Below are 25711 nucleotides of genomic sequence, written 5' to 3' on the forward strand. Positions count from 1 at the left end.
CCGTGCTCTGCTGGTTCTGCCCCAAGGCCGCCCGCGCCGGGTGCCGCTTCTGCGGCCGGGGGGTGTGTGAGGATCACGCGCGATTCGGCCCGTTCCTGCTCCAGGTGCACCGGTCGGCCTCGCGGGGGCGGGCGGAGGCGCTGGTCGTCGAGGACGCGGTGCAGTGCGGCACCTGTCGCCCCCGCCCGCAACCTGTCCCGATGCCCGAGCTGGACTGACCACCGGGCGGACCTGCCGCGCTGAGAACGCCAGGAGGCGACAATGAGCGACTTCGACTCTGTCCTGGAACGTCTCGTCACCGACCCGGGATTCGCGGCTGCGTTGGCCGCTAACCCGACCGCCGCGCTGTCGGGCTACCAACTCGACGACGCCGAGGCGGCGCTGTTGCGCAGCCAGGCCGGCGGGCCTGTCGGCGCCCCGAGCGCGGTGGAGCAGCGGACGAGCCAGTCGAGCGTCTTCGGGCTGCTCAGCGGCGCCGTATGGCCCGAGGGCGCGGCCCCGGCCGCTGCCGCTGGCGGCGGCGGATCGACCGGCTTCGGCCCGGCCTCGTCCGGCGGAGGGACCGCCGGCTTCGGCCCGGCCCCGTCCGGCGGCGGCGTGGCGGGTTTCGGCCCGGCTCCGTCCGGCGGCGGAGCCCCCGCGGGCATCCCCGACGACTACCGGACCCGGGTCGACGCCGACGGCGACGGCCGCTGGGACGCCCACCGGGTGGTTGCCGCCGGTCACGGCGTCGACCTCGTCGTGGACGCTGACGCCGAGGGAATCGCTGAGTTCGTCGGCCACGACCGGGACGCCGACGGCCGGATCGACGCCGCCAGTTACGACCACGACGGCGACGGGCGCGCCGAGCGGACCATGGTCGACGACGACGGGGACGGCTGGCTCGACCGCGCCGTCACCCACCTGCGCGACCGGCCCTGAGCCCAGCGCCGACCGGCGCGAACTCGTTCCGGTAGCCGGTGAATGAGAACGCCCCGGCGGGGTAGTCGCTGCCGCGGGGCGCCGGCGTGCGGCGCCCGCCGGGAGGACGCGCGTGGTTGACCGGGTCCGCTCCGCGCCGGGACCGCGCGGGCAGCTCGTGGTGATCGGCGGGGCCGAGAGCCGCACCGAGGGCATTCTGCGGGAGTTCGTGCGTCTGTGCGGCGGCCCGGACGCCGACATCGCCATTGTCGCCACCGCCAGTGGCGAGCCTGGCGAGGTCGAGGCCGAGTACATCGACGCGTTCACCGCGCTCGGCGCCACCCACGCGCACGCGGTGTCCATCCGCTCCCGGGCCGACGCCAACAGCGAGCAGATCGCGGCGTCGATGGGATGCTGCACCGGGGTGTTCTTCACCGGTGGGGACCAGCGGCGAATCGCCGCGATCATCGGCGGTTCGCTGGTCGACCAGGTGCTGCACCGCCGGGTCGGGGCCGGCGAGGTGGTGCTGGCCGGCACCAGCGCCGGCGCGGCCATGATGTCCGCGACGATGATCCTCGGCGGCACCGACGCCGGCGTCGGGACCAACGCCGTGCAGACCGGACCGGGGCTGGAGTTCCTGCCCGGCGTGCTCATCGACATGCACTTCGCCGAGCGGGGACGGCTGAACCGTCTGCTCAGCGCCATCGGGCTGTACCCGCACGAGTTGGGTCTGGGAATCGACGAGGACACCGCGATCGTCGTCGACCGTGGTTGCTTCGAGGTCATCGGCGCCGGGTCGGTGACGGTGATCGACGCCGGCCAGGCGTCCATGATCGAACTGCCGGTGGACGGGGACGGACCGATCGTGCTGTCGGGCGTCCGGCTGCACGTGCTGCCCTCGGGTCACCGCTTCGATCTGACCGGACGCGAGCCGACGACGTCGCCACCGGGTTTCCGCCACCACCGCCAGGACACGCAGGACCGAGGAGCATCGGTGTGAGAATCGACCGCATCAGTCGGCTACGCGGCCCGAACCACTATCTGGACCGTCCGGTCGCCCTGGCCAGGGTGATCCTGGGGGAGCTGACCGAGCGGGAGTCCACCGATCATCCCGGCTTCGGCGGGCGGCTGCTGGCCGAGTTGCCCGGGCTGGCCGAGCACCACTGCGCCGCCGGACGGCCGGGCGGGTTCGTCGATCGGTTACACGGCGGCACCTACTTCGGTCACATCGCCGAACACGTCGCCATCGAGCTGTCCACGCAGGTCGGCCGGCCGGTCAACTTCGGCCGCACCACCTACGCCGGCGCCCCGGGCCACTACGACATCATCATGGAGTGCCCGGTGGACGAGCCGGTCGACTCGCCGCTGCCACGCCGACTGCTGGAAACGGCGATCGATCTGGTCACCGACCTGCTCGCCGGGGCTCCGGCCCGTCATGACCCGGCGTTGGCCCGGCTTCGCCGGCAGCACGAACACGACGCCTTCGGTCCCAGCACCGCCGCAGTGGGGGCCGCGGCCCGCCGGCGCGGCATCCCGGTCGAACGCGTCGACGGGCTCAGCCTGCTGCGCCTGGGCCAGGGGGTGCGCCGCCGGCTGGTGTGGGCGGCGATGACCGACGCCACCAGCGCCGTCGGCGTGGACCTGGCCGGGGACAAGGAGCTGACTCGGCGGATGCTCGCCGCCGCCGGCGTCCCGGTAGCCGAGGGCGGCCGGGCCGCCACGCCACGCGAGGCGTTGACGCTGCATGAGCGGCTGGGATCGCCGGTGGTGGTGAAGCCGGTCGCCGGTCGTCAGGGCATCGCCGTCCACCTTGATGTGGACGGTCCAGACAAGCTACTGGCGGCCTTCGCCTCTGCGGTGGCCCACGGCGGGGAGGTAGTCGTCGAACGGCAGCTCACCGGACGTGACTTCCGGGTCCTGGTCGTGGGCGGACGGATGATCGCGGCCGCCGAGCGGGTCGCCGCGCACGTCATCGGCGACGGGCAGGCCACCGTGGAGCAACTTGTGGACCGGGCCAACGCCGACCCCCGCCGGGGCGAGGGCCACGGCCGTGAGCTGACCCGGCTGGCGATCGACGACGTGTGCGCCCGGGTGCTGGCCGAGCAGGGCCACCGTCCGGACACGACCCCGGCGGCCGCCGAGACGGTGTGGCTGCGTCGCAACGCCAACCTGTCCACCGGCGGCGCGAGCCACGACGTCACCGATGTGGTTCACCCGGCGGTGGCCGCGCTCTGCGAACGCGTGGCGGCCGTCCTGGGTCTCGACGTCGCCGGGGTCGACCTGCGCGTCCCGGACATCAGCGTGCCGCTGCCGCCGGTCGTCGACGGCGCCCCCACCCGTAGCGGCGTGGTCGAGGTCAACGCCGCCCCCGGTCTGCGGATGCACCTGGCCCCGGCCACCGGACGCCCACGGGACGTCGGCGCGGCCATCGTCGACCAGCTCTTTCCCGACCCGAACGACCAGGGTCGCATTCCGACGGTCGCGGTGACCGGCACCAATGGCAAGACCACGGTGTCCCGACTCACCGCCCACCTGCTGGCCGGCACGGGTCGCCGCGTCGGCCTCACCACCACCGACGGCGTATACCTGGGCGGGCAACTGGTGCGCCGCTCCGACGCCACCGGGCCCGTCTCGGCGCGGATGGTCCTTGACGACCCCACGGCGCAGGCCGCGGTGCTGGAGACCGCGCGCGGCGGGATCATGCGCCGCGGCCTCGGCTACGACTGGACCGACGTCGGCGTCATCACCAACATCAGCGCCGACCACCTCGGCCAGGACGGTCTTACCAGCCTCGACGACATCGCCGACGTCAAGGCGCTGGTCGCCGAGCGGGTCCGTCCCGGCGGCACGGTCGTCCTCAACGCCGACGACCCCAGGGTGCGGCAGCTTGCCGAACGGCCCCGGGTGAACGGCGCCGGCAGACGGATTGTCTGGTTCTCCACCGCGGCGTCGAACCCAGTGGTCGACGGCCACCTCGCCGCCGGCGGCCGGGCCTTCCTGCTCCGGGCCGGTCAACTCGTCGAGGTCGACGGCGACAATGCCGTCGTGCTGCTCAACGCAGCGGACCTGGCCGGGGGATTCGGCGGCCTGGCCCCGTACGCGGCCGCCAACGCTCTGGCCGCGGCGGCGGCCGCCCGCTCCCTGGGCGTGTCGCCGACGGTCGTGACCGGCCGGCTGGCCGCCTTCCGCACCGCCGACAACCCGGGGCGCGGAGTGCTGCTGCGCTGTGGCGACGTCCACGTCGTCGTCGACTACGCGCACAACCCGGCCGCGATCGCCGCCGTGGCAGGGCCGATCGGGCGGCTGTGGGGGCGCTCGCGGGCCGTCGCCGCGGTGACCCTGCCCGGGGACCGCTGTGACGAGCTGGTGCGCTCGTGCGGGCGGGCGCTCGCCGCCGGCTTCTCCCGGGTGGCGCTGTACGAGGACCACGACCTGCGTGGTCGCCGCCCGGGAGAGCTGCCGTCGCTGCTCGGCCAGGAGATCGCCCAGGTGGCCCCGGACTGTCGTCAGGTGGTGGCGGCGCACCCCCAGGACGCGGTTCCGGCGGCGTTGGCCATGGCTGACCCGGGCGACGTCGTGCTGGTCATGTATGAGCAGGTTGACGAGGTGCTGGCCGTGCTGCGGGCCAGCGGCGCGGTGCCGGTGGCCGACGACGCCGCCCCGTGGTCCGCCCAAGCCGCCCTCGCCTCCGCGGCGGGCTAACCGTGGCGGCCACGCCGGCGCGCTGCTCAGTCCCGCCGCTTGCTCTCACGGGCGGTCGAGGCCAGCCCTACGCAGGGCTGTCTGGGCCTTGTCGCTGGTGAGGTAGCCCACCCAAGCGGCGGCGTCCTGGGGTCGTGCGCTGTTGGTCAACCACACGGCCTGGTAGCCGCTGGTCGCTCCGCGCCCCTGTGGCACGTCGACGAGATCGATCTGACCCTGCGCGGCGAACGCCTCCGAGCGGCGGAGCAGGCCGGCGTCGGCCTCGCCGAGCGTCACACGGGTGAGCACGGCGTTCGCGGTGCCTTCCTCGGCAGCCGAACCGAGTCGGACACCGGCGGAGTCGAGCGCGTCGTCGGTAGCGGCGCCGCAGGGCGCCCGCGCCGCGCACCGCGCGACGGCGAGGTCGCCGCGGCTCAGGTCATCGAGGCTGTCGATCCTCATGGGGTTGCCGTCGGCGACGACGATCGCCAGGCGGCTGCGGGCGAAGATCCGGGGACCGGTGGCTGCCAGTCGCGCGACGACCACGCTCCGCATAGCCCGCTCGTCGTCGGCTACAAAAACATCGGCGGTCGCGCCGTCGTTGAGCTGCTCGGCCAGGCTGGCACTGGGGCCAAACGTGAAAACGATTCGTAGGCCGGGGCGGTTCCGTTCGAAAGCATCGGCCAGGTCGGTAAGGGCGCCGGCCAGCGCGGCGGGGGCATACACCGCCAGGCGTGGCTCGGCGACGGCCTGCGGCGCGTCGGCGCAGCCGCCGACGGCCAACGTCGTACCGAGCGCGGCCAAGGCCCGCCCGATCGGGCTGCTGATCCCCATGCCGCATCGTAACCGGGCGTGCAAGAGTCATCACAGCGCTGCGGGCGGGGGCCACCCCGCCCGCAGCGTCGACGAACCGATCAGCCTCTCCTCCAGCGACCGGTCAGCACTTCTTCCAGCGAATGTTGAAGCTGGTCGACTCGGTGACCTTGGAGGTGTCGATGGTGAGATAGCTGCGGGTGCGCTTGGCGGACGCGCCCTTGGCGATCCTCAGCCCGGACTTGATGTTGAGGTCCTGCTGCTCGCCACAGCGGGACCAGACCAGCTTGGCGTCCGCGATCGACCGCTTCGCCGTGAACTTGCTGCTACGCAACGTCACCCGGCTCTCGGTGCTCTGCCCGCCGCCTGTGCCGGCGAAGTACAGGGCCGACTGCAGATAGCCCTTGGTGTCGCTGGCGAGTTTGCCATGCCCGTAGTGGGTGACAGTGGTGACCGCGTAGCTGAAGCCCTGCGGCGCCTTGACCGCCACGACGAGCTGGCAGAAGCGCCGGATGTCGGCGCTCGGCGCCTTCGGTCCGACCTGGGCCGTGTACTTGCTGTACCGGAGGTAGATCGTGGTTTTGGCGGCGTTGACCCGGGCCTTCGTGGTGCCCCGGGGGCAGCCGGTCCCGCCGGCCGCCTTCAGCGCGATCGTCACGGCGCCCGGCGGCACGACGGCCGCCGTCGCGTTGGTTGTCGTGCTGGTCGCCGCGCCGTCGGCCGTCGCGGCAGAACCAGCGCCGGCTGCGACGTCGTTGACCGCGGCGTTGGCGCTCACGGTGAGCGCCGTCGCGGTGAGCGCGGTGGCGGCCGTGATGGCCATTATCGTGGTGGTTCGGGTGATTCGCATAGCTGTCTCCCCATTGCTGCGGCGTCGACAGGCGACGCCATTGGTGACCCAGCCTGGTTGGTGGTGACCGGGTGAGGGGCTGGGCCTCGATTGTTATGGGGCTCGGAAAATAATTCGCTTCTTGTAGTGGCGCTGTCGTCAGCGTCACTGGCATTCAAACACACAAATGTCAAATGCGCTGGGCGAGTCGGTCTTAGCGGCCGTCCGGCTGGTGGCTACCCAAAATGTGCGGGGGAGCAGCGCCGGCTTCCCGGCGCGGGCTCCCCCGCACGTCATGCTGTGCTGCTCCTAGCGAGAGGAGATCAGCAGGACCGCCACTGGAAGCTCCACTCGGTGGCGACGTCGACCTCCTGGGTGTCCAGCGTCATCAGGCTGGAGCTGTCCCGCGGAGCACGGCCCGAGTTGACAGCGACCATGGCGTTGTAGTTGAGCGCCCGGGTCGCGCCACACTCCGAGTAGCTCAGCGTGGGGCGCTTGTCGGTGAACGCGTACATGTCCGCGTAGGGGCCGGTGAGCTTGGTGCTGCCAACGGAGTTCTTCGACTCGCCGGCCCACTTGTAGGTGGTGGTCTGCGTGCCGTCAGCCTTACGGGCCAGGTCCGCGTAACCGCTGAAGATCGCCGTGACGACGGCGAACTGCCAGCCGCGCGGGAACGCGAGCTGCAGGGTGACGGCGCAGTTCTTGCGGACCAGGTTCTCCCAGACGGTGGTGCCGTTCGAGTTGTTGACCAGGCCGGCCTTGACCTCGAACTCATCGTGGATCATGGTCATGACCTTGCGGTCGTTGGACAGCGAGACTGTGGTGTTGTCACGGTTGCACCCGGTGCCACCGAACGCGACGTCCTTGATGTAGACCTGGGACGACGGCGGCCCGTCGAAGAAGGTCTCGGCGACCGGGGCGGCGGCGGCGGGAGCGGTCAGGCCGGAGACGGCCAGGCTGGCGGCGGCGACGAGCGCGCCGAAACCTACGAGCGAGCGCTTCATGAGTGTGTCCCCTCAATAGTAGTGCGCAATCGGCGAAGAAGAGCGGAGGCGCCGGTGAGGGCCGGCTGCGCTATTCCCGGGCGCCGATTCTGTTTGTTGGGATCCCGTGAGACGGGACCGTAGCAGACTTATCTACAAGCGTCAATAATACAATTCACGCTCCTTTGCATAAGAGCGTGTTATGGATCAGGAATGGCGTCGTGGTAGCGATGACGGCAGATCCGCAGGTCGGGTGCGGTGTGATGTGCGCCACGTCCGGTGTCGTTGGGCTCGGGTCGGGCGACCGAGAAGCTGAATGAATGGCTGGAAGGCGCCGTGCCGGTCAGCCATCCTGGCTAATCGGATGAGCCCCCGCAGGGGGCCCGGGGCGTCTGTGGGTGGCGTTCCGGTTACCTAAGGTATTGACAAACGTTGATCGAGCCCGGCTCGGCCACGGGCCAACGCGTCAGCAGGTCGGCGGACGGCCGGCGCGCGCGACCATCGCCGCCTGCACAGCGGCGATCCCGAGCAGGCTGGCGGCGCTCACCCAGGTGATCGCCGCCAGCGTCGCCTGCGGCCAGAAGGCCAGGGCGAGCCCGGCGGCGACGCCGACGGCGCCGGTGACCATCGCGCCCCGCAACGCCCAGCCGCCGCGGTGACCGGCGGCCGCGGACACGATGGCGCTGACGCCCCCGGCGAGCCAGGCGATCCCGATGACGACGGCGAGCAGCTCCACGGCGCCGACGAGGCCCCGGAGGCAGACCACTCCCACGACCAGGTGCAGCAGCCCTGACACGGCCGCGATGGCGCGCGCCGCCGCGCTGCCCTCGATGGGCAAGGTGGCCTCGACCAGATGAAGGACTCCGACCGTGACCAGCCAGACGCCAAGCAGCATTCCGAGGGTGGCCACGGTGCGCTCCGGCCACGCGGCGACAGAGGTCGCGACGGTCAGGGCGGCTGTCGCGGTGGCGGCTGACAACCGCTGGTGCTGGCGCAGGGTCTGAGCCTGGGCGCGGGTGGCGGCGTACGGGTCGGTCAGCGGCCACGCGTCCGGGAGGGTGACCATGGTTACTGAGCTGCGCATGCCCGCTCCCTCCGGCGTCAGCCGTGGCGTCGACGGCCCCTGCCTCCCGCGTCAATCTAGCTTGTGATATAAGCCATAAAGCAGGAAATCGGCGAAGATCGACAGCGCTATCTCGCGCCGCTCGACCAGGCCCACCTAAGTACAGATGCTCTGCCCCGGAGCCCGTTGACCAGGCGATGATCGGTGCGTGACGTACCCGTGTCCGTTCTGCGGCGCCCCCGCCAGCCTCGCCGCCGGCTGTCCCCGCTGCGGCCGGGGCCCCGATCCGGAGGCAGCCGAGGCGATCGCCATCGACGCCGCGCTCCCCGGCCTCCGCAACGCCCTGTCGACAGCGGCCGCCGCCCACGAGGCAGCCCAGATCCGGCTGGCGGAGGCCGAACAACGCCGCAGCGTGCTCGCCGCCGCCGTCGCGGCCAGGGAGTGGCAGGCGCGCTCCGCCGCCACGACCTCAGTGGCGCCGACAACCCCAGTGGCGATGCCCATGGACGGTGGGGTGACCCTGCCACCGGTCGACGTCGTCGGCGGGCCGGGCGCGGGCCGCCGGCAGGTCGCGGGTCGACCAGCGCCTGAGGTTTCCTCCGGCGCCGTCCAGACAGTCCTGTTCATCCTCGGCGGTCTGCTGCTGGGCGCCGCGGCCATCGTCTTCACCGCGGTCGCCTGGGCCCGGTATGGGGTGGGCGTCCGCGCGGCGATCCTGGCCATCGTCACCGCGCTGGTGCTCTCCATTCCGCCGTTGGCCCGCCGTCGGCGACTCACCGCCACCGCCGAGACGTTCGCCGCCGTCGGCCTCCTGCTGGTCGCGCTCGACGGGTACGCCGCCTGGCACGCCAACGTCGGCGGCGTCGCCGACCGGATCAGCGGGTCCTGGTACGCGGCCGGCGTCTGCGCTGTCACCGCCGGCGCCGGCGCCGGTTACGCGGCGCTCACCGGGCTCACCGGTCCCCGTATCGCGGCGCTCGTCGCCGCCCAACCGGTAGCCGTGTTGGTCGCCGCTGCCGTGGACCCCGGGCCGGCCGGTTGGGCTACCGCGTTCGCGCTCACCGCCCTCGGCGATGCGGCGGTGGCGACCTGGCGCCGGGGCGCGGTTGCTGTGGTCGCCCGCATCGGTCACGGTGTGGCCACTGTGCTGGGCCTGATGGCGGTCACCGGCGCCCTGGTCACCGTCTCGGGTCCCGGGTCTGCCGCTCGGACGGCCGGCGCCGCCTGGCTGGTCGCCGCCGCTGTGCTCGCTGGCGGTTACTGCGCCCGCACGCCCGCGCTTCGCACCGCCGCCGACGCGGCTGCGTTGATCATCGCGACGGTCGGGGCGGCGCGACTGGCCGACCGGTGCTGGCCCGGACACGGACTTGTGGTCGCCACCGGCGCCGCAGCGCTGGCCGCGGTCGTGGCGCTGGCCGCCCGGACGCTGCCGGCCCGGCCCCGGTTCGGTATCTGGCTGGGCGCTGCCGTCGGCGTCGGCGTGCTGACGGTGGTGGCGACATCCGGTGGGTTCGCCGCCGGCGTCTGGTCGATCGGGCAGACCTGGGCTGAAGCCACCCCCCGCGAACACTGGCGCTGGCAGCCGCTGGTCGCGGTGGCGCTGCTGACCGTGGCAGCCGTGCTGCTCGCCGCGCCGCCCGACCGGTCCCGGGCCCGAGCCCGGCGGCTACGTCTGGACGCGCTGGTGTGGCTCGCGGCAGTGGCCGTCCTCGTCGCAGGGTGGGCGGCGCCCCTGCCAGCCTGGGCGCTCCCGCTGCTCGACGCCGGGGCTGCCGTCGGAGCGCTGTTCGCCGCGGTCACCGCGGGAGCGGGCTACGCGGTCCTGGTCCGCACGGCTCCGGCCACCGCGCTCATCGTCTTCGCGCTGGCCGCCGGCTTCGGCCGTGCCTGGACCACATCAGTGGTTGCCGGGGCGCTCACCGTCGCCGGCATCGCGGTGGCGGCCACGGCCCGTGATCGCGGCCGGGCCGGCGCGGCGGTGGCTGGGCTGGCGCTGGCCGCCGGTCTGCTGGCGGCGCCGGGCGCGGTGGCGGCCGCCCTGGCCGCGGCCCGCGTCGAGCCGTGGTGGACCGGCCGGGCCGTCGTCGGCGCCGCGGTCCTGGCCATTGTCGGCGCCCGCGTGCTGTGTCGACACTGGACTGTCTACCAGCCACACCTGCGGACCGCCGCATTGATCATCGCCACGCTCCTGCCGCTGGCCGGCGTCGCCGAGACCGGACCGGACGCGCCTGCGGTCTACTCGGGGCTCGGCGTGCTGATGGTCGCCGCGGTTGTTGTCGCGTTCGCGGTGTGGCCGGTCCTGGCGGCGCCGTCGGCTGTGGTGAGCGCGTTGGCGTGGCTGGCCACTGTGGCCTCGGCGCTCGTCACCACGGTTCTCCTGCCGTACGGCTGGCTGACGGAGATCTGGGCTGGGCGGCCCACCGGGGTTGGCCTGTCGCCGTCGGCGACCGGGGCTGTCTGGGTCGGCCAGGCCGTTGCTGTGGCGCTTCTGGCCGCGGCGGTCGCCGTCGTCGTCGCTGGGGCGGGGCGTGGCCGTGCCGCGGCCGCCTGGGCCGCCGTCCCGATCGTCGTCGTGGCCGTGCCGATGGCGCTGGCCGCGGCCGGGGCGTGGTGGCCAGCGGTCCCCACGGCCTGCCTCGCGCTGGGGCTGGCGGCCATGCTCGCCGCGGTCCGGTGTCAGATCGGCGAGCGCGCTGTGCCGGCGGTTGCCGTCGGCATGGCCCTCACCGGCGCCGGCTTGGCCGGATCGCTGCCGGTGAAGGCCGCCACCATCGGCGCCCTTGCCCTGTTGCTGGTGGCCGCGGCGGTCGCCGCGACGTTCGGCCGCAGGCTGGGGGCCCGGGTGGCCGCGGCCCTGGTCGCCGGCGTCGCCGGTCTCCTGTTGGCTTTCACGGCGGCCCGGGCCGCCGACGCCGACTCCCGGGTGGCCGCGCTGGCGGTCCTGGGCGCCGCGGCGGTGGCGTTGGCCGTGGCCGCGGTGCTGCGCGGTCGGCGTCGGGCGGAGTCAGCGGCCGCCGAGGTGGTGGCCCACAGCGGCGCTGTGGTGGCGCTGCTGCTGACCGCCGGACACCCCCGGCACGCGGCTCTGGTCGCCACGCTGTGGGCGGCGGCGTTGGGGCTGCGGGGCCTCACGCCCGGCGAGACCCCGGTCCGGCGGCGCGGCTATGTCGCCGCCGGCCTGGGCGCTGCGCTGCTCGCCTGGTGGCTGCTGCTGGCCAGCCACAACGTCGCCGTCATGGAGGCGTACACCGTGCCGCTGGCCGCGGTGGCGCTGCTGCTCGGCTGGCTGGCCACCCGACGGGACCCGAGCCACCGGAGCTGGAGCGCCTACGGGCCCGGCCTGGCCGCCGGGCTGCTGCCCACCCTCGGGTCGGTGCTCGTCGGCGACGGGCAGCCGTGGCGTCGGCTCGCTCTCGGCGCCGCCGCGCTGGTGGCGGTGCTGCTGGGCAGCGTCTACCGACGGCAGGCCCCGGTCGTGCTGGGCGGGATCGTCCTGGCGCTGACCGCGCTGCACGAGCTGGTCCTGGTCTGGGACGACCTGCCACGGTGGATCCCGCTGGCCGTCGGCGGCCTGCTGCTCGTGGGCTTGGCGGTCACGCTGGAGCGGCGCCGCCGTGACCTGGCGGCGTTGCGCGCCGCCATCCGCCAGATGACCTGACCCGGTCCCGTTGACCGGCCGGGAGCGGGCGACCGACCCGGTCGGCAGGGCGATCCAGCGGACGGGGCCGGGTCACATTGGGGAAACCAGGGTCGAAGCGGGCATCATATGCGGGTGAGATTCGAAGTCAGCAAGGTGCTCGACGCCATCGAGAAGCGGCTGTCGACCGACCCGGCGCTCGCCCGCGGCGTGGTCGACCTGGCCGAGGTGGTCCGCTACGCCGACCTCGACGGCGGTCGTCCGGCCACGCTGCTGCGGCTGGGCCTGGTCGTCGACGCGCTCAGCCGGCGCCTGGCGGAGGAGAACGTGGTCGTCTACGTGGTCGTCGATCGGGCGTTGCTCTCCGACGCGGATCTGACCTCCAACGAACGGATGGTGATCCGGCGCTGGGCCGACGACGGCCTGGTCGAGGTGCTACCCGGCGCTGGCGACCGCACCCTGGAGGTGGCTGACCTCACCGGCCTGCCGGTGATCAGCCGACGCCCGTACGACGACCAGCGCGAGCGCCGCCCCTGGCTGGGCGAGCCCGGCCGGCTGCTGTGCCCCGGCTACGGTCCGGGCAACGCGACCATCGAACCGGCGGTGCCCGGCGGGCCGCAGCCACCGTCGCGGGCCACCGTCCGGGGCCAGGAGGTGCTGGCCCGCCTGTGGCGTTGCCCTGAGCCTGGGTGCGCGGCGTTCGGGCCGTCGCGGGCCGGGCGGCCCGGCGGCCAGCCGCCGCCCCGGTTGCGCGACGGCGTGCCGGTCTGTCCACGGCACGACGAGAAGCTGCTGGCGGCCGGTCCACGTCCGGCGGCTGAGGTGCTGGTGGCCAGGGTCGACGGGACGGTCCGGCAGCGGTTCGTCGTCTCCTCCGACCAGCCGGTGGTGGTCGGTCGCGCGCCCGACGGCCTGGACCAGGGGCCCGGGGTGCTCATGCTCGGTCCCTGGCTGGCGGAGGAGGCCCGGCGTTGGATCAGCCGCAGCCACGTCGTCCTGGAGATCCTCGGCGACGACCTGGTCGCCAGGGACGTCAGCACCAACGGCACCGTGGTGCGGGTCGGCGGCTCCAGGGCGGAGTCGGACCGGCTCATGCTGACCCGCGACCAGGTGCGGCTGCTCGGCGACGACGATGTCATCGAGCTGTATCCGGGGGTGCAGGTGGCCCGGGCCGGGCAGTGGTCCAGCGGTGGGGTCGCCAACCCTTCCTCGGTGATGGCTGACGCCCCGACCATGATGATCCAGCTGCCCGCGTCGGACTGAGCGGGACGGACAAGGCCCGTCGGGCGCCTCGCGGGCGTCGGACGGGCCCTGCCTGTCGCGGGTGGCGCGTCAGAGGATCGCGGCGAACTGCTCCAGCGTCCAGTCGATCTCGTCGGCGGTGATGACCAGCGGGGGGGCCAGGCGGATCGTCGAGCCGTGGGTGTCCTTGGCCAGCAGGCCGCGCTCCATGAGCTTCTTGCTGGCCTCGCGGCCGGTCATCCGGGCGGGGTCGATGTCCACGCCGGCCCACAGGCCCCGGCCGCGGATCTCGGTGACGCCGCTGCCGATGAGCTTGGCCAGGCCGGTGTGCAGGCGCTCGCCCAGCTCGGTGGCCCGGTTCTGGAACTCGCCGGTCTCCAGCAGCTTGATCACCTCGGTGGCGACGGCGCAGGCCAGCGGGTTGCCGCCGAAGGTGGAGCCGTGCTGGCCGGGCTTGAGCACCCCGAGGACGTCGGCGTTGGCGGCTACCGCCGACACCGGGATGATTCCGCCGCCGAGCGCCTTGCCGAGCAGGTACATGTCCGGGACGACGCCCTCGTGTTCGACCGCGAACGTCTTTCCGGTGCGGCCCAGTCCGGACTGGATCTCGTCGGAGATGTACAGCACCTTGTTGGTGGTGCACAGCTCGCGGACGCCCGGCAGGTAGTCGGCCGGCGGCACGAGCACGCCCGCCTCGCCCTGGATCGGCTCCAGCAGCACGGCGACGGTGTTCTCGGTGATCGCGTCGCGCAGCGCCGCAAGGTCGCCGTAGGGGACGATCGTGAAGCCCGGTGTGTACGGGCCGAAGTCGGCGCGGGCGTCCTCGTCGGTGGAGAACGAGATGATGGTGGTGGTGCGGCCGTGGAAGTTGTCGGCGGCCACGACGATGTTCGCCTGGTCCCTGGCGACGCCCTTGACCTGGTAGCCCCACTTGCGGGCGACCTTGATGCCGGTCTCGACGGCCTCCGCGCCGGTGTTCATCGGCAGGACGAGGTCCTTGCCGCACAGGTCGGCCAGCCGGTGGCAGAACTCGGCGAACTGGTCGTGGATGAACGCCCGCGAGGTGAGCGTGAGCCGGTCAAGTTGGGCGTGGGCGGCGGCGACGAGGGTCGGGTGCCGGTGGCCGAAGTTCAGCGACGAGTAACCGGCCAGGCAGTCCAGGTACCGCCTGCCGTCGATGTCGGTCACCCAGGCGCCCTCCGCGGACGCGATGACGACCGGAAGCGGGTGGTAGTTGTGCGCGGTCCAGCGCTCGGCGTCAGCGACCGCCTGCGGCGTCAGCGAGTGCTCAGTCATCCTCGAACCTCCAGCGTGCAGCACTTGGGGCCGCCTCCGGCCTTGGCCAGCTCGGAGACGTCGACGCCGATTGTGTCGTATCCGGCCGCGTCCAGTCTCGCCGCCAGCCCCACCGCGTGCTCCGGCAGCACGACGTGACGGCCGTCGCTGACCGCGTTGAGGCCGAGCACTGCCGCGTCGGCGGGGTCGGCGACGATGGCGTCGGGGAACATCCGACGCAGCACGGCGACGCTGCCGGGGGAGAACGCCTGCGGCAGGTACGCGACATTGTCGGGGCCGAGAACGCACAGCGCGGTGTCGAGGTGGTAGTAGCGGGGGTCGACCAGCCGTAGGGTCACCACCTGGCGTCCGAACGCCTCCTGCGCCTCGGCGTGCGCGGCGGGCTCGGTGCGGAATCCGGCGCCGGCCAGGATGACGTCCCCGGCCAGCAGCAGGTCGCCTTCGCCCTCGTTGACGGCGGCGGCGGGCAGCACCGGGAGGCCCGCCTGTTCGAGCCAGGCCGCGTAGGCTGCCGCCTCGTCGGCGCGTTCGGCGTCGCGGAACCGGGCGGCCAGCGCCAGGCCGTCGATGACGGTCGCGCCGTTGGCGGCGAAGACCATGTCCGGCAGGCCCTCGACCGGTTCGATCTCCTCGACCGTATGGCCCAGATCCAGAAGTGTCCCGCGCAGGCGCTCCCACTGCTTGAGGGCCAGTTTGGGGTCGCAACCGGCGGCCGGGTCCATCCACGGGTTGATCCGGTAGCTGACGTCGAAGAACGTCGGGCGACACATGAGGTAGCGGCGCGGGGTGGCGGTGAGGGGCATTCGGGCTCCGGTCGGTGACGGGGCTGGCGCGCGTTTCCGCAGCAGGGCCGGTGGGCCGGCAGGGGTTGGCTGCGGTGGCATCGATAAGGTTCGACGTTTGTCGCTCACCGTAGTCGTTCGGCGGTGTCGCGGCGAGGGCGCCGTCGGGTCATTTTCCCGCTGCGGCTCTCGTCACAACGGCCATTTCGGGGCCTACGGAGACATCGTCCGGTGGCTATTGTGGGCGCTCGTCCGGCCAGGTCGGCCGACGTGCGTTGAGGAGCGAGCTACCGATGATGAGATTGACGGCAATGTGGCGGACCGTGGCTGGCGCGGCGGCGGTGTCGACGCTGCTGCTGGGCGCCGGCGCGTGCGACAAGGCCGCGCCGCAGCCGGGCGCTGATCCGGCCGCCTCCGGCGCGGCCGGATCGGCGCAGTCGCCCAGGGACGCCCTCCTCGCCGCGGCGCCAAGCGCCACGGGCAAGTCCTACCGTTACGTGCAGAAGGACGTCAGCGGCGTCTTCGCCGGCGTGGTGGACCCGACTGCCGGGAGCGCGTCGATGGAGACCTCGGTTGCCGGCCCGGACGGCATCAAGATCACCTTGGCGTTCGCGTCGGCTGACGCGGCCTTCTGGACCAAGATCGGTTTCAGCAGGGACCTGCCGACCCTCAAGATCCCCAAGGGCTGGACGAAGGTCGACACCGCCAAGCTCAAGGACAAGACACTCGCCGTGAGCCTCAACGGCTCCGATCCCACCAACGCCAAGGCGATCTTCTCGCTCGCCGACGCCGTGACCGGCTCCGCGGGCGCCTACCAGGGCACCGCCGACCTGTCGAAGCTGCCAGCCGGGACCGTTCTGACCGCCGAGGAGCTCACCGCGTTGGGTGAGCTGGCCAAGACCGTGCCGTTCTCCGCCACCGTGGACGTCGAGGGCCGGCTCAGCAACCTCACCCTGAAGATGCCCGCGGCGGGCAAGGTCAAGGCCGACGACAAGACGATCACCTACAGCGCGTACGGCACGGCGACGCTGCCCGCCATGCCGGTCGACGGCAAGCCCGCCCCGGCCTCCGTCTACCAGATCCTCAACGCCGGCTGACCGGCCGCGCCCACTGGCGAAGCTCGCGGAGGGTCAGCGGGCGCGGCGTAGCCACCAGAGGCCGAGCACCGGCAGGACCAGGGGGACGTAGCCGTAGCCCTGGCCGAAAGCCGACCAGACCGTGGCGTCGGGGAAGGCGTGCCGCCAGAGCAGGCTCGCCGTGCCGACGGCGAGCACGCCGACCAGCTCCACCGTGCAGCAGACCAGCGCCAGTCGGCGTCCGCCCGGCCCGCCCCGGGCCAACCCGACGGCGGCCACCAGGTAGATCGCGGCGGCCAGCGCGGACAGGCTGTAGGCCAGCGGCGCCGCGCCGAACTTGGTGGCGATCTGCACACCGGCCCGTGCCCCCGCGGCCACCGCGAAGACGCCGTACACGTAGACGAGCGCCCGACCTGGCCCGGCCCCGGTGCGGCCCGGGCCAGCGGCCGCGGCTGCCGGACCGCTCGCGCCGCCCGGCTCAGGCTCGTGGCCGGGCTCAGCCATGGACCTGCTGCAATCGCAGTACCAGCACCGGCAGGATGAGCGCCGCGCCGCCGATGATCGCCGAACCCCAGCGGGTCGGCTCCATCCGGGCCAGGACCACGGCCGTGGGCATGAGCGCGAACGCCGTGAGTCCGTAGCCGGCGAAGGTGGCCGCCTCCTCAGGCCGGTCGCCGCCGATGACCGCGGCGATCGTCGTCACGGTCAGCGCCAGCACGAGCGCCTGGACGATCACCGCGCCGAGTTGGAGGACGCGGCCGGCCGGTCGGTCGAGCAGCGTCGACAGGCCGCCGGCAGCGGCCAACACCAGAGCGCCGATGATCACTGCGTTGGCGAGCGCGGAATTCACCGGGTCACTGTAACGACGGGCGAACCGGCCCGCGGTCGACGGCACGCGTGTGACGATCAGATGACACTGTCACGCCGCATCGGGGGAGGCCGCCGTGGTGGTCGGACCGTTCGAACAGCTCAGTTTGCCCGACGGCGGCGCCGCGCCGTTGTACCTGCTGCGTTATGACGCCAGCGGTGGGCTGTCCAGCCCGCAGACCGCCCAGCGACTACGGGAGGACGCCGCGGCCGGGGCCACGGACGTCTTCCTGTTCTCACACGGCTGGAACAACGTTTTCGGGCAGGCGCTCACCCGCTACCGGAGCTTCATCGCCGGCTACCTGGCCCAGCGCGTCGAGCTGGGCCTGCCGACGCCGTCGCCGTACCGGCCGCTGCTGGTGGGGCTGGTGTGGCCCTCGGCGAGCTTCCTCAGGCCAGGCGAGGAGGGTCCGCAGATCGCCGCCGCCGGCCCGGACGACCCGGCCGCGCTCGCCGACGCCTTCCACACTGAGCGAATGCTCCAGTTCGTCACCGAGGACCTGGACGCCCGGGGGGCCGCCGAGCTGAGCGAGCTGGTCGACGGGACGCAGCGGCTGCCGGAGCCGCAGGCCCGTCGCGCGGTGGAGATCGTCCGGGATGCCTTCGCCGCCGGCGGGGATGAGGCCGGGGCGGTCGCCGCGCCGACCGTCGCCGGCCTGTTGGACTCCTGGGCCCGCCTCGACGGGGTCGACAAACCGGTCGCCGAGGCCGAGACCTTCGGCACGGCGGCCGTTGGCGCTGCGACGGCCGGAGCGGCCACCGCGCAACTCCAGCCTGATGCCGCTGGAATAGGCTTCTTCGACCCACGCACGATTCTGCGCACGGCGACGGTGTGGAAGATGAAGGGCCGCGCCGGCGCTGTCGGCGCGCACGGCGTCGCTCCGCTGGTGTCCGATCTCCTCAACGGCTCCAGCGCCAGGCTGCACCTCATCGGACATTCGTTCGGCGCCCGGCTGCTGCTGTCGGCGCTGACGGCCGCCCAGGTGAGCCGCCCGGCCCGGTCGATGCTGCTGTTACAGGCCGCGATCAACCGCTGGTGCTTCGCCGGCGACGTCGCCGGAACCGGGCGCGCCGGCGGCTACCGGCCCACCCTGGCCCGGGTGGAGCAGCCGGTCCTGGCCACCCTGACCAGCCACGACGACGCCCTGCGGAAGGTCTTCCACCTCGTCATGCGCGGCGACCACCTGGGAGAGCCGGACATCGCCGCGTTCGGCGACGAGGAACGGTACGGCGCGCTCGGCGGCTACGGCCCGGCCGGCGCCGCGGGCGCGGTAACCCTGCCGATCCTGGACCCCGGTCAGCCGTACGCGCTGCCGCCGGACGCTGAGGTGGTGGCCATCGACGGCTCGCGCACGCTCGGCGGTCACGGCGACGTGAGCAACCCGTCCACCTGGTGGCTGCTGCACCAGCTCACCCGGCCGGTGTGAGCGGACGCCATGGAGCCGCAGGCCCGCCTGAGGGTGACCGTCGCCGCCGCTGGCGAGCGCCCGATCGGCTGCGAGCTCGTCGATCTGAGCCGGCAGCGGTCGCTGTGGACGATGCGGTTCGCCCCGGCTGACTTCGGGATCGGGCCGGAGATGAGCCCGTACGGGATGCTGCGGGTGCCCGGCGAGCTGCGTCGGGAGATCGTCGCCGCGGTGACCAGGCAGCTGCCGGGGATGTCCGCGCTGTGGCTGCATCTGGTCGCCCCGTACGGGTGGCTGTCGGCGGCGCCGTGGGAGAGCGTGCTGGCCCCGCGACTGGGCATCCCGGTGCTGCGGCTGCCCCGGCCGTTGCCGGCGGCGGCTGCCCCGGCGGCCCGGTGGACGGTCGCCGTCGTGGCCAACGCCCCCGCCGGCGCCATCTGGCCGACCGGTTACCTGCCTGCGTTCGCGCGGGCGCTGACCACCGCGGTGCGGATGCCCGCCCAGGTGGACGTGTTCGCCGACGCCGCGACAGCCGACGCGCTGTCCCGTGGCAGGACCACTCCCGCGTTGGTGGTGCACGAGCCGCCGGCGATGGCGGTCGACGGGACCGCCGCCGACCGGTGGAGCCGTTGGTTGACCGGCCGGCTCGCCGGCACCGGCGTGCGGGTGCTGTACGTGATCGGCGACGGCGCGCTGGACGGCGTCCGGTCCCTGACAGCGGTGGCCGCCGACCCTGGCGGCAGGTACCGGCTGGGCCGGGCCGGCTACCTGTCCGGTGGGGACATCCGCCGGCTGGCCGACCGGCTGGGCGCCCCCGCGGTGGGGATCGGCTCGCCGCCGGGCAACGACTCCGACCTGGCCACCCGGCTGTTGGCGGACGCGGTGGGGTCCGCCCAGTGTGGTCCGACCGCCTATGTCGACATCGCCGACGACCGGGAGGGGCGGGGGATGGCGGCCGCGCAGGCGTTCCTGGCGAACCCGCCGGGCTCGACGGCCCTGCCGATCGCGCCGGCGTTGTTCGTGTACGTGCAACCGACCCTGCTGGCGGCCGCGCTCGGCGCGGCCGCCGCCGGTGGTCTGTCCCCGGGCGATCAGGTGGAGCAGCCGTACGCCGCGCGCGGCGAGCAGATCCCCGGTTGGGTGGCCGCGTCCGCGCGGTACCTCGACTTCGCCTTGGTGGACCGGGCCGTCAAGGGCGGGGCGGAGGCGGTGGCGATGACCCGCGGCGCGTACGAGCATGGTCAGAGCCGGGGGTTGAGTTTCGTCCACGAGCTGGTGGCGGCGCAGGGCGAACAGGACGGCCAGCGGTGAGCCCGCCCCGGACGGTCGTGTCGTTGGAGCCGCTGGGCGCCGAGGCGGTGATGAAACTCGCCGAGGCGCCGACGAACATCCCCGGCCTGGGCGACAACATGGTGGTCGATCTGTCCGCCCCGGTCGGCCCGGGGGTGCTGGCCCGGGGCGCGGAGCTGCATCGCCGGCTCTGCGCGCACCCCCCGATCCGCGACGGCCTCGGCGCCATGTCCGCCACCCCGCTGGGCGCCGGGGCGGCCCCGCTGTACTTCCGGGTCGTCGCTGCCGCCGCCGACGCCCTGCCGTGGGAGGAGCTGTACGCCGACGACCACGGCTTCCTCGCCCTGGACCCCCGCTGGCCGGTGGCCCGCATCGCCCGCCGGGCCCGGCCGGTGGTGGAGCGGGTCTTCGCCGGGGAGCTGACCCTCGTCGCGGTGCTGTCGGCCGCCGGGCGTTCCGGGCTTGCCCAGGCCAGGGCGTTGCTCGAAGCGGTGTCCAGCCAGGACGGCCGGGCCGTCGGCGCCCGACTGGTGGTGATCAGCGCCGAGGACGCGGTGCTGAAGGCGGTCGCCGCCGCAGCGCTGCCGTACGCGCAGTCCCAGCCGATGGCCAACGACGCCGCCGGCCTGGCCCGGCAGATCGCCGCCGCGAACCCGGACGTGCTGCACCTGCTCGCCCATGGTGGGCAGGTGATGCCCGGGGTGTCCACGTTGGTCTTCGCGGACGCCGCCGACCTGCTGTCCGAGGCGCCGGCCGGTTCGGTGTCGTTGCAGTTGGCGAACATCATCCAGGGATTGCTCGGCGCCGACCCGTGGCTGGTGGTGCTGGCCGCCTGCGAGAGCGCCGCCGCCACCGACACGGCTGGCATGGTCACCGGCGGGGCGCTGGCGCACGAGATCGCCCTCGGCGGCGTGCCAGCGGTGCTGGGGATGCGTCGGCTGGTCGACGTCACTGCCGCTGACCGTTGCGTCCAGGCGCTCTACCCGGCGGTGCTCGCGGACGTGCGGGCAGCGGCTGAGGCCACCGACCACGACGGGGAGATCATCGACTGGGCCGGGGCGCTCACCGGCGCCCGGGCGGCGCTGGCCGGCGCCGATCCCGCCCAGCTGGACGGCTGGGCCGACCCGGTCCTTTATGTGGGGTGTGAGGAGTTCCGGGTCCGTGCCGCGCGGCTGCCCGGCGATGCTCTGAGCTATGCCGACCTGCTCGGCGAGCGCGACGCGTTGCAGCGCTACCTGTCCAGCGTGGACGGCATCGACCCGACCGTAGCGGCCAAGGTACGCCGGCGCGTCGCGGACCTCGACGCCGAACTGGCCCGCGTCCTCGCCGCGGCCCCGCTGGCAGCGGCGCCATGACCGAGCGGCTGCCCGCCGAGGTGACCCTCAACGCCTGGGCGGACGCCCCGGTCGGCGGGGCGCTCGCCGCCGACGCTGTCCGCTGGGGGGCCCGCGCCGGCCTGCCCCGGTCCCAGCAGGCGCTGCCGATCGCGCCGCTGGTCGACGAGGCCGACTGGGCGCACCCCGATGTCGGCTACGGGGTCCTGCTGCCGGACCGCGACGATGTCGACCCGGTGGTCCGTGCCGCGGGCGGGGACGCCCCCGAGCCGGTGCGCCGGCTCATCGCCGGCCGGCCGGGCACGGTGGCGCTGCGTTGGCGGCCGGACCTGCCGTCGCATCTGCTCCGCCGCTATCTGCCCGACGGGCGGGCCCAGGACCCGGTCATCGGACTCAGCCGGTTCGGCGTCGGGCCGGGCCGGCTGCCCAGGCACGTGCTCATCGTCGGCGGTCCGGACCAGATCCCGTGGTCGACCCAGTACGCCCTCGGCGTCCGGCACGCGGTCGGGCGACTGCCGCTGCCGGCGGATCAGATCGGCTCCTACGTGGACGCGTTGTTGGCGGGTTGGCCGGACGCGTCGGCACGGCTGGCGGCCCCGCTGGTCTGGTCGGTCGACGCCGGCGACATCACCACGCTCATGCGCCAGGCCGTCGCCGGGCCGTTGGCTGCGGCGTTGAGGGACCCGTCGTTGCCGGACGCGGTGGAGCTGACCGGTCCGGCGGCCACCAGCAAGGAGTTGCTGACGGCCCTGCTCGATCAGCGTCCGGCGCTGTTGGTCACCTCCAGCCACGGTCGGACGGCGCCGCTGGAGGATCCGACGCTGCTGGCCGCCGGACTCGGGCTTCCGGTGGCCGCCGACCATGTGACGGCCCCGTTGTCGGAGTTGACGGCGGCGGTTCCGGCCGGGACGATCTGGCACGCCGCCGCCTGCTGCTCCGCCGGCAGCGACGCCACCAGCGCGTTCGCCGGACTGCTGAGCCCGGGCGGGGCGGCCCACCGGGTGGTCGGCGCCGTCGCGGGTCTCGGCGACACGGTCGCGCCGGCGGCGACGGCGTTGCTGAGCCGCCCCGACCCGGTACGGGCGATCGTGGGTCACGTCGAGCCGACGTTCGACTGGACGCTTCAGGTCGCCGAGACCGGGCAGTCGCTCGGGCACGAGCTGGTGGCGGCGTTCTCCACCCAGCTGCACCACGGGCGGCCGCTGGGGCTGGCCCTTGCCGGCTACTGGGCCGGTGTCGGGCAACTGCACACGGACTGGGCCACCGCCCGGGACGCGCTCGCCCCCGGTGATGTGGCGGCGCAGGCGCGGCTGACCCGGCTTCAGCTCACCGCCCGGGACCGGCAGGCGTTGGTGCTCCTGGGAGATCCGACGGTGACGCTCGCCCCCGGCTGAGCGCGGCGTCTGAGCGGCGGTGGCGGTCGCGGGCCCGTCGGTCAACGTAGGTTGCGGAACACCCAGCCCTGGTCGGGGAAACCGGCCGCGACGGCCACCCGCGCCGACGCCTCGTTGGCGGCGTCGTTCAGGTACAGCGGGATGGCGTCCTCGTCGAGGATGCGTCGGGCGGCCTGGGCGACCAGGGCCCGGCCCAACCCGCGGCCCTGGGCGGCGGCAGCGGTCACCACTGCGATCTCGTGTCCGTGCCGGGAGTGTCGTTTGATGCCGACGCCGGCCTGGTGCTCGCCGGTGGTCGGGTCGCGGCTGACCAGCACCTCCCCGCCGAAGACTTTCAGCCAGGGTGGGGCGTCGTCGGCGGGCGTCCACTCGCCCAGCTCCGGCAGTTCGGCGGGGCGTTCGCACCATCGGAACACCGCGGGCGTGAGGTGTTGCTGTGGGAATCCCAGGAGGGCGGGCAGGTAGATGGCGAGGTGTTCGGGGCCGCCGCGGGCGAGCCGACGCACGTCGGCGGTGATGTCCGGGGCCACGGACAGGATTTCGCCGGCCGGGCTGGCGACGCTCACCGCGGCGCAGACGACGCCGTCCCAGCCGGGCTCGCTGCGTCGGGACGACCCCACGACCTGGAACTGACGGCCGGTCGGCCACTGGCCGAGCCATGCGGCGAGGTGATGCAGCAGCCGTCGGTCCACCGGCGTCCCCCCAGCTCGCGTCGTCCCCGAACGTCGACGGTACCGCTCGGCGGCGGCGGGCGACCGGCTCTCGGGTCAGGCGGCTGGCGGCAGCAGCCCGTGGCGCGCCGCCACGATGACCGCCTGCGCCCGGTTCTGGACCTGGAGCTTGGTGTATATGCGGGAGACGTAGGTCTTGACGGTGCGTCGGCTGACGTCGAGCGCGTCGGCGATCGACTCCAGGGTCTCTCCGTCGGGCAGCCGGGCGAGGACCTGCTGTTCGCGGGCGCTGAGCGCGGGCAGGCTGGAGCGGCGGGCCCGGGGCAGCAGGGCCGCGCCGGGGGCGCGGAAGCGGGCCGGCTCCTGGGACGCCTGCCGGATCACGGCGGCGAGCGTCGGCAGCGGCGCGGCGCGGCTGACCAGCGCGGACAGGCCGGCGCTGGCGGCCCGGGCGAGCAGGTCCTCGTCTGGCTCCATGGTGATCAGCACCAGGCCGACATCGGGGAAGCTCACCCGCAGTTGCTGGGCGGCGTTCAGCGCGCCCTTCTCGGCGCCGATGGTCACGACGCTGGGGCGCAGCGCCGCGATGAGCCCGCGCCCGTCCTCGACGGTCGCCGCCTGGCCGACCAGCGAGATGCCGGCGCTGCGCTGGGCCAGGTAGGCCAGCCCGAGCCGGGCGATCTCGTGCTGGTCGATGACGACCAGCCGGATGCGGAGGCCGGCTTCGCGGACTGACGGTGACGGTTCGGACATGCCTCACCGATCGGCAGCGCGGCCTCGGAGCCGGGTACGCCGGGGGAGTGATCCGGGAGCGATCGGGTTGTCGGGTCGGCACGGCTACGTCCGGGTGTTGGGATGTGTCGCGTCGGCGGCCGAGATGCTTCCACTGGCACGTATGAAAGAAATTTCCCTTTATAGTGGCTTTCGGGGTGATAGCCGTCGAGTGGGAGCGAGGCACGGATGAGCCGGTTGCTGGTGGTCGAGGACGACCCCGACATCTCCCTGGCACTCAAGCTGCTGTTCACCCGGTCCGGTTACGAGGTCCACCACGCCAAGGACGGCCGCGCCGGGCTGCGTGACGCCTACGCCGAGCACCCGGACCTGATCGTCCTGGACGTCGGCCTTCCCGAGATGGACGGCTGGCAGGTCCTCGAACGCCTGCGTGACATCAGCGACGTGCCGGTGCTCGTCCTCACCGCCCACGGCCAGGAGACCGACAAGGTCCGCGGGCTGCGCAGCGGCGCCGACGACTACCTCACCAAGCCGTTCGCCAACGCTGAGCTGCTCGCCCGGGTCGAGGCCCTGCTGCGCCGCTCCACCAGCTCGACCTCGTGGGCGTCACAGGTCTACGACGACGGCGTTCTGCACCTGGACCCCACCTCCCGGCGGGTCTTCGTCACCGGCAACGAGGTGCGGCTCACCCCCACCGAGTTCCGGCTGCTCAACACCCTCGTCCGCCACGCCGGCGCGGTCCTGTCGCCCAACCAGCTGCTCTCCCAGGCGTGGGACGACCCCACCGGGATCGGCCAGGAACGGGTTAAGTTCGCCGTCCTGCGGCTGCGGCGCAAACTCGGCTGGACCGACCCGGACGAGTCCCCGGTCGAGTCCGTCCGGGGCTTCGGCTACCGCTACCGCCGTCCGCCCGGCGCCTCCTGATTCCGGGTGCCCTTAAGTGCCCTGCCGCGCCCTTTAGGGCCAACCTCCCGCTCGTCCGGCATCTGGCCGCGGACCGCCGAATGGCCCGACCGCCACCGGGTAGGCCGTTTCGGTCGCGCCGCTTCGAGCGCGCACAGGGACAAGACGCAGGAGGAGAAGAATGCGACTCACCACCCGACTAGCGATCACCGTGGCGGCCGTCGGAGCGGGGATGGCGCTCACCGCAGCGCCGTCGTCGGCAGCGCCCGGCAGCGGAACCGGAGTAGAACGAGCGACGGCGGCCTACGAGCTGAGGGCCCGGCACAGTGGCCGGTGCCTCGACGTGTTCGGGGCCTCGGCGGCCAACGGCGCCGACGCGATCCAATGGACCTGCCACCAGGGGGCCAACCAGCACTGGCGCATGGTGCCCGCTGGCGGCGGGTGGCACGAGATCCGTGCCCTGCACAGCAACAAGTGCCTCGACGTCCTGGCCGCCTCCACCACCAACGGGGCGGACGTCGTCCAATGGGCCTGCCACGGCGGGGCGAACCAGCGCTGGCTGCTGGTGTCGACAGCCACCGGTATGGAGATCCGCGCCCGGCACAGCGGCAAGTGCCTCGACGTGTTCGGGGCCTCGATGGCCAACGGCGCGGACGTCATCCAGTGGACCTGCAACGGCGGCGCGAACCAGCGGTGGCAGCGCGTCTGACCGACTGCCTGACGCCCTGATCCGAGGAGCGCCGCCGCCGGTGTGCGGCGGCGCCCGGGCGTAAGCACCGATCCTGCACCCGAGCGACACCGACGCGCACAGC

The 25711-nt window shown here is 73.4% G+C and carries 23 protein-coding genes; 13 read left to right on the forward strand and 10 right to left on the reverse strand.

Annotated features, from left to right (window positions below):
* Window positions 1–2: 2 nt before the first annotated feature.
* The 4 genes from ABD287_RS05150 to cphA all read left to right on the forward strand — a co-directional run bounded on the left by ABD287_RS05150 (window position 3) and on the right by cphA (window position 4602).
* Window positions 3–218, forward strand: a complete 216-nt coding sequence (locus tag ABD287_RS05150; RefSeq protein WP_344169020.1) for a hypothetical protein — start codon at window positions 3–5, stop codon at window positions 216–218.
* Between the two features lie 43 nt (window positions 219–261).
* On the forward strand, window positions 262–921 hold the full coding sequence (locus ABD287_RS05155) for a hypothetical protein (protein WP_344169023.1): 660 nt from the start codon (window positions 262–264) through the stop codon (window positions 919–921).
* A 112-nt stretch (window positions 922–1033) separates the two neighbouring features.
* On the forward strand, window positions 1034–1900 hold the full coding sequence (locus ABD287_RS05160) for a cyanophycinase (RefSeq protein WP_344169026.1): 867 nt from the start codon (window positions 1034–1036) through the stop codon (window positions 1898–1900).
* Window positions 1897–4602, forward strand: a complete 2706-nt coding sequence (gene cphA, locus ABD287_RS05165) for a cyanophycin synthetase (RefSeq protein ID WP_344169029.1) — start codon at window positions 1897–1899, stop codon at window positions 4600–4602. The genes ABD287_RS05160 and cphA overlap by 4 nt, the downstream gene beginning before the upstream one ends.
* Window positions 4603–4647: 45 nt before the next feature.
* Here cphA and modA read toward each other — a convergent pair whose 3' ends face one another.
* From modA to ABD287_RS05185, 4 genes are all read right to left on the reverse strand, one after another.
* Window positions 4648–5415: a molybdate ABC transporter substrate-binding protein gene (modA, locus tag ABD287_RS05170; RefSeq protein WP_344169032.1), complete on the reverse strand. Its 768-nt coding sequence runs from the start codon at window positions 5413–5415 to the stop codon at window positions 4648–4650.
* Between the two features lie 103 nt (window positions 5416–5518).
* Entirely contained in the window at window positions 5519–6244 is a 726-nt protein-coding gene (locus ABD287_RS05175; RefSeq protein ID WP_344169035.1) for a DUF4360 domain-containing protein, read from the reverse strand.
* A 302-nt stretch (window positions 6245–6546) separates the two neighbouring features.
* Complete coding sequence (locus tag ABD287_RS05180; protein WP_344169038.1) at window positions 6547–7227, reverse strand: DUF4360 domain-containing protein; 681 nt, start codon at window positions 7225–7227, stop codon at window positions 6547–6549.
* 445 nt (window positions 7228–7672) lie between these two features.
* The gene (locus tag ABD287_RS05185) at window positions 7673–8290 is read right to left on the reverse strand and encodes an HdeD family acid-resistance protein (protein ID WP_344169041.1); all 618 of its coding nucleotides are present in this window, start codon (window positions 8288–8290) and stop codon (window positions 7673–7675) included.
* Between the two features lie 187 nt (window positions 8291–8477).
* Here ABD287_RS05185 and ABD287_RS05190 point away from each other — a divergent pair, with 187 nt between their 5' ends.
* Together ABD287_RS05190 and ABD287_RS05195 are read left to right on the forward strand one after the other, a co-directional pair.
* Window positions 8478–11927 (forward strand): SCO7613 C-terminal domain-containing membrane protein, encoded by a 3450-nt coding sequence (locus ABD287_RS05190; RefSeq protein ID WP_344169044.1) that lies wholly within the window; start codon window positions 8478–8480, stop codon window positions 11925–11927.
* 114 nt (window positions 11928–12041) lie between these two features.
* On the forward strand, window positions 12042–13169 hold the full coding sequence (locus ABD287_RS05195) for an FHA domain-containing protein (RefSeq protein ID WP_344169047.1): 1128 nt from the start codon (window positions 12042–12044) through the stop codon (window positions 13167–13169).
* A 69-nt stretch (window positions 13170–13238) separates the two neighbouring features.
* Here the strand turns inward: ABD287_RS05195 and rocD are convergent, their stop codons facing one another.
* Both rocD and ddaH read right to left on the reverse strand, forming a co-directional pair.
* Entirely contained in the window at window positions 13239–14444 is a 1206-nt protein-coding gene (gene rocD, locus ABD287_RS05200) for an ornithine--oxo-acid transaminase (protein WP_344169050.1), read from the reverse strand.
* Complete coding sequence (gene ddaH, locus ABD287_RS05205) at window positions 14441–15247, reverse strand: dimethylargininase (RefSeq protein WP_344169053.1); 807 nt, start codon at window positions 15245–15247, stop codon at window positions 14441–14443. The genes rocD and ddaH overlap by 4 nt, the downstream gene beginning before the upstream one ends.
* A gap of 290 nt (window positions 15248–15537) precedes the next feature.
* Here ddaH and ABD287_RS05210 point away from each other — a divergent pair, with 290 nt between their 5' ends.
* Entirely contained in the window at window positions 15538–16323 is a 786-nt protein-coding gene (locus ABD287_RS05210; RefSeq protein ID WP_344169056.1) for a hypothetical protein, read from the forward strand.
* Between the two features lie 33 nt (window positions 16324–16356).
* On the opposite strand, the gene ABD287_RS05215 is transcribed toward ABD287_RS05210, so the two are convergent.
* Window positions 16357–16806, reverse strand: coding sequence for a hypothetical protein (locus tag ABD287_RS05215; RefSeq protein ID WP_344169059.1), 450 nt, complete (start codon window positions 16804–16806; stop codon window positions 16357–16359).
* A complete protein-coding gene (locus ABD287_RS05220; protein ID WP_344169062.1) occupies window positions 16799–17152 on the reverse strand; it encodes a hypothetical protein in 354 nt (117 codons plus the stop codon). The genes ABD287_RS05215 and ABD287_RS05220 overlap by 8 nt, the downstream gene beginning before the upstream one ends.
* A 94-nt stretch (window positions 17153–17246) precedes the next feature.
* Here ABD287_RS05220 and ABD287_RS05225 point away from each other — a divergent pair, with 94 nt between their 5' ends.
* Genes ABD287_RS05225 through ABD287_RS05240 form a run of 4 tightly spaced genes read left to right on the forward strand, consistent with a single transcriptional unit; the run spans window position 17247 to window position 22593 of the window.
* On the forward strand, window positions 17247–18596 hold the full coding sequence (locus ABD287_RS05225; protein WP_344169065.1) for a hypothetical protein: 1350 nt from the start codon (window positions 17247–17249) through the stop codon (window positions 18594–18596).
* A gap of 9 nt (window positions 18597–18605) precedes the next feature.
* Window positions 18606–19886: a hypothetical protein gene (locus ABD287_RS05230; RefSeq protein WP_344169068.1), complete on the forward strand. Its 1281-nt coding sequence runs from the start codon at window positions 18606–18608 to the stop codon at window positions 19884–19886.
* The gene (locus ABD287_RS05235; RefSeq protein WP_344169071.1) at window positions 19883–21220 is read left to right on the forward strand and encodes a CHAT domain-containing protein; all 1338 of its coding nucleotides are present in this window, start codon (window positions 19883–19885) and stop codon (window positions 21218–21220) included. The genes ABD287_RS05230 and ABD287_RS05235 overlap by 4 nt, the downstream gene beginning before the upstream one ends.
* Complete coding sequence (locus ABD287_RS05240) at window positions 21217–22593, forward strand: hypothetical protein (RefSeq protein WP_344169074.1); 1377 nt, start codon at window positions 21217–21219, stop codon at window positions 22591–22593. The genes ABD287_RS05235 and ABD287_RS05240 overlap by 4 nt, the downstream gene beginning before the upstream one ends.
* A gap of 41 nt (window positions 22594–22634) precedes the next feature.
* Here ABD287_RS05240 and ABD287_RS05245 read toward each other — a convergent pair whose 3' ends face one another.
* Both ABD287_RS05245 and ABD287_RS05250 read right to left on the reverse strand, forming a co-directional pair.
* Window positions 22635–23285: a GNAT family N-acetyltransferase gene (locus ABD287_RS05245; RefSeq protein ID WP_344169077.1), complete on the reverse strand. Its 651-nt coding sequence runs from the start codon at window positions 23283–23285 to the stop codon at window positions 22635–22637.
* A gap of 75 nt (window positions 23286–23360) precedes the next feature.
* Window positions 23361–24017, reverse strand: a complete 657-nt coding sequence (locus tag ABD287_RS05250; protein ID WP_344169080.1) for a response regulator transcription factor — start codon at window positions 24015–24017, stop codon at window positions 23361–23363.
* Window positions 24018–24224: 207 nt separating this feature from the next.
* Between ABD287_RS05250 and ABD287_RS05255 the strand changes: the two genes are divergently transcribed.
* Together ABD287_RS05255 and ABD287_RS05260 are read left to right on the forward strand one after the other, a co-directional pair.
* Window positions 24225–24920 carry a response regulator transcription factor gene (locus ABD287_RS05255; RefSeq protein WP_344169083.1) on the forward strand — a complete coding sequence of 232 codons (696 nt, stop codon included), beginning with the start codon at window positions 24225–24227 and terminating at the stop codon, window positions 24918–24920.
* A gap of 160 nt (window positions 24921–25080) precedes the next feature.
* A complete protein-coding gene (locus ABD287_RS05260; protein WP_344169087.1) occupies window positions 25081–25608 on the forward strand; it encodes an RICIN domain-containing protein in 528 nt (175 codons plus the stop codon).
* Window positions 25609–25711: the final 103 nt, after the last annotated feature.

Source organism: Pilimelia columellifera subsp. columellifera (assembly GCF_039532605.1).
GTDB lineage: Bacteria > Actinomycetota > Actinomycetes > Mycobacteriales > Micromonosporaceae > Pilimelia > Pilimelia columellifera.

Coding starts and splice junctions, on each gene's coding strand:
- ddaH (WP_344169053.1), bottom strand. CDS start 15,247: ATGCCCCTCACCGCCACCCCGCGCCGCTACCTCATGTGTCGCCCGACG.
- ABD287_RS05240 (WP_344169074.1), top strand. CDS start 21,217: ATGACCGAGCGGCTGCCCGCCGAGGTGACCCTCAACGCCTGGGCGGAC.
- ABD287_RS05180 (WP_344169038.1), bottom strand. CDS start 7,227: ATGAAGCGCTCGCTCGTAGGTTTCGGCGCGCTCGTCGCCGCCGCCAGC.
- ABD287_RS05175 (WP_344169035.1), bottom strand. CDS start 6,244: ATGCGAATCACCCGAACCACCACGATAATGGCCATCACGGCCGCCACC.
- ABD287_RS05210 (WP_344169056.1), top strand. CDS start 15,538: ATGTGGCGGACCGTGGCTGGCGCGGCGGCGGTGTCGACGCTGCTGCTG.
- ABD287_RS05255 (WP_344169083.1), top strand. CDS start 24,225: ATGAGCCGGTTGCTGGTGGTCGAGGACGACCCCGACATCTCCCTGGCA.
- rocD (WP_344169050.1), bottom strand. CDS start 14,444: ATGACTGAGCACTCGCTGACGCCGCAGGCGGTCGCTGACGCCGAGCGC.
- ABD287_RS05155 (WP_344169023.1), top strand. CDS start 262: ATGAGCGACTTCGACTCTGTCCTGGAACGTCTCGTCACCGACCCGGGA.
- modA (WP_344169032.1), bottom strand. CDS start 5,415: ATGGGGATCAGCAGCCCGATCGGGCGGGCCTTGGCCGCGCTCGGTACG.
- ABD287_RS05230 (WP_344169068.1), top strand. CDS start 18,606: ATGGAGCCGCAGGCCCGCCTGAGGGTGACCGTCGCCGCCGCTGGCGAG.
- ABD287_RS05250 (WP_344169080.1), bottom strand. CDS start 24,017: ATGTCCGAACCGTCACCGTCAGTCCGCGAAGCCGGCCTCCGCATCCGG.
- ABD287_RS05260 (WP_344169087.1), top strand. CDS start 25,081: ATGCGACTCACCACCCGACTAGCGATCACCGTGGCGGCCGTCGGAGCG.
- ABD287_RS05215 (WP_344169059.1), bottom strand. CDS start 16,806: ATGGCTGAGCCCGGCCACGAGCCTGAGCCGGGCGGCGCGAGCGGTCCG.
- ABD287_RS05185 (WP_344169041.1), bottom strand. CDS start 8,290: ATGCGCAGCTCAGTAACCATGGTCACCCTCCCGGACGCGTGGCCGCTG.